2 protein-coding genes are annotated in these 2,797 nt (G+C 74.3%); one reads left to right on the top strand and one right to left on the bottom strand.

Annotated elements, in window-relative coordinates; translation table 11 throughout:
- Positions 1 to 204 precede the first annotated feature (204 nt).
- On the bottom strand, positions 205 to 1,500 hold the full coding sequence (locus AC0CYZ_RS16020; RefSeq protein WP_472217053.1) for a bifunctional glycosyltransferase family 2/GtrA family protein: 1,296 nt from the start codon (positions 1,498 to 1,500) through the stop codon (positions 205 to 207).
- A 311-nt stretch (positions 1,501 to 1,811) separates the two neighbouring features.
- Here AC0CYZ_RS16020 and AC0CYZ_RS16015 point away from each other — a divergent pair.
- A partial coding sequence (locus AC0CYZ_RS16015) for a S1C family serine protease (protein ID WP_472217051.1) occupies positions 1,812 to 2,797 on the top strand: 986 nt, incomplete at its 3' end.

The raw sequence follows: 2,797 nt of genomic DNA, 5'->3' as shown, positions 1-2,797 counted from the left end.
CCCGACGGGGGGCGGGTCGACGTGGTGGGGACGGCGGCCTCGGTGACGAGGTCGCCGTCGGCGGCGGACGCCGAGGGGTGGGCGTCGGTGCTCGTGGTCATGGTGGTGCGGGGCTCCTGGAGCTGTCCTGACGACGGGGCTTTACTGCCACTGGCTGCAAGCGTCGACGCTTCGCTGGCGCCAAAGGGGGGCGGGGAGCCTGGATCAGGCCGACTGACGGCGCGGGTGGAACACCCAGGCGCGGTAGGCGACGAAGCGGAGCAGGGTGGCGACGGCGTTGGCGATCACGAGCACGACGAGCTCGGTGACGTGGCCCGCGCCCGGGGAGAGGACGTCGAGCAGGGCGAGCGCGCCGGAGGTCAGCACCAGGCCGAGCCCGAAGACGACGAGGCCTTCGACCTGGCTGCGCCCGGCATGGCGCGTGCCGCGGATGCCGAACGTGAGCCGGCGGTTGGCGGCGGTGTTCGCGACCGCGGTGATGACCAGCGCCAGCAGGTTCGAGACCTGGGCGGGCATCGCGGTCCGGAAGAGCGAGTAGAGCAGCAGGAACGCGACGGTGGAGATCACGCCGATGACCGCGAAGCGCACGATCTGCGCGGTCATCCCGGGGGCGACGCCCGCCGTCTCGTCGGCGCCGGCTCCCACGATCTCGGCACGCCCGACCTCACGGCGCAGCTGGGCGACGGGCAGGGCCCCCGTGGCGAGGGCCTTCCCGACGCGGGCGACCCCCTTGAGATCGGCCACCGCAGTCGCGACGACGTCGACGCGCGAGTCGGGGTCGTCGACCCAGTCGACCGGGACCTCGTGGATCCGCAGCCCGGAGCGCTCGGCGAGCACCAGCAGCTCGGTGTCGAAGAACCAGGCGGTGTCCTCGACCAGGGGCAGCAACCGCTCGGCCACGTCCGCGCGGATCGCCTTGAAGCCGCACTGCGCGTCGGAGAACCGGGCACGCAGCGTGCCTCGGAGGATCACGTTGTAGCAGCGCGAGATGATCTCCCGCTTCGCGCCGCGGACGACGCGCGAGGTCCGGGAGAGCCGCGAGCCGATCGCGAGGTCGGAGTGCCCCGAGATCAACGGCGCGACGAGCGGGAGCAGCGCGTTGAGGTCGGTGGAGAGGTCGACGTCCATGTAGGCGAGCACCGGCGCGTCCGAGGCCGACCACACGGTGCGCAGGGCCCGGCCGCGGCCCTTCTGGTCGAGGTGGACCACGGCCACCTCGTCGTACTGCGTCGCGAGGGCCTGGGCGACGGCGAGGGTGCGGTCGGTCGAGGCGTTGTCGGCGACCGTGATGCGGAAGCGGTAGGGGAACGCCTCGGTGAGGTGCGTGTGGAGACGCTGCACGCACGGGCCGAGGTCGCGCTCCTCGTTGTAGACGGGGACGACGACGTCGAGCACCGGGGTCGAGTCGTCGGGTTCGACGGCGGCCCGGGACGCGGGACGGCCGCCGGGGAGCAAGCCACCGGCCGAGCCGGAGGTGTCGGAGGCGAGCGCTGCGGTCATGTCCCCACCGTCGGGGGCGGAGGTGGACGAACGGTGGGCCTCGCCTGTGATCGTCCTGTGGGTGGCGGGGCGTCGGTCGCCGGTGACCGGTCCGTCGGAGGAGGGGCCGCGCAGGGCCGGGGACGCCATGGGACCAGGGTTGGCAGATCCGATGTCCACGGGCTGGAGGGGAGCTGTGCACGGCCTGTGTCCCGCGAGGTCACGTTCGTGCCCGTCCGTCGGGTTCACGGGGCGTGTAGCCGCCCAGGATCTCAGGAACTCCGCAGACAAGCTGCAGTCCACCCACAGCCAGCAGGAGAACGATCGACGTCATGACCGACCAGGACCCGTTCGCCAGGGCAGGACAGCCCGGCGAACCCGCCCACTCCGCCGGCCCCGCCCCGCGCGACGGGTCCCCGAGCGCGGGTGTGCGCTACGAACCATCCCGCCACGACGAGCCCCGCTTCGGCGGCCCCGGCCACGACTCCGGGAGCCCGTGGCAGGCGCCGACCGGTGGTGACACCGGCACTGCGACGATGCCGCGCACCGAGGCGCCGACCGAGCAGACCCCCTGGGGTCACGACGCGACCTGGGGCCGCTCGCCGTCGTCCGGCCCGCCGTCGGGACCGCCCCCGGACCAGCACTGGGCCACCGGCGGCTCGGGAGGTGGCGACGGACGCCGCCGCCGCCCGCTGGTGCTCGTCTCCGCGGCGCTCGCGGCGCTGCTCGTTGCGGGCGGTGTCGGCGGCGTCGTCGGCTACGAGGCCGCGAGCTCCGGGGCCTCCGGCAGCAGCTCGGTGCTCTCCGGGACCACCGACTCGTCGTCGTCCTCGAGCGCACCCGCACCCGCGGGGTCGGTCGAGGCCGTGGCGCAGAAGGTGCTGCCGAGCGTCGTGCAGCTGCGCGGCGCCTCCGGCGAGGGCTCCGGCATCGTCATCTCCGCCGACGGGCTGATCCTCACCAACGCCCACGTGCTCGAGGCGGGCGAGGCGCAGCAGTCCTCGGCCGGCGGGCTCGGTGGCCTGGGCGGGCTCCTCGGCGGCGGCCAGCAACAGCAGCAGCAGCAACAGGCCCCCCAGCTCCAGGCGGTCTTCCAGAACGGACAGGTCGCCCCCGTGCAGGTCGTGGGCACCGACGCCACCGCGGACCTCGCGGTGGTCCGCGCGACCGGCGTCTCCGGCCTCTCGCCGGTCGCCCTCGGCGACTCGAGCCAGCTCCAGGTCGGCCAGGGCGTCGTCGCCGTCGGGTCCCCGCTGGGCCTCTCGGGCACGGTGACCTCGGGCATCGTCTCCGCGCTGCAGCGCCCGGTCGCGACCGG

This window comes from Actinomycetospora sp., from assembly GCF_055612215.1.
This window is presented reverse-complemented; position numbering and strand designations above follow the sequence as displayed.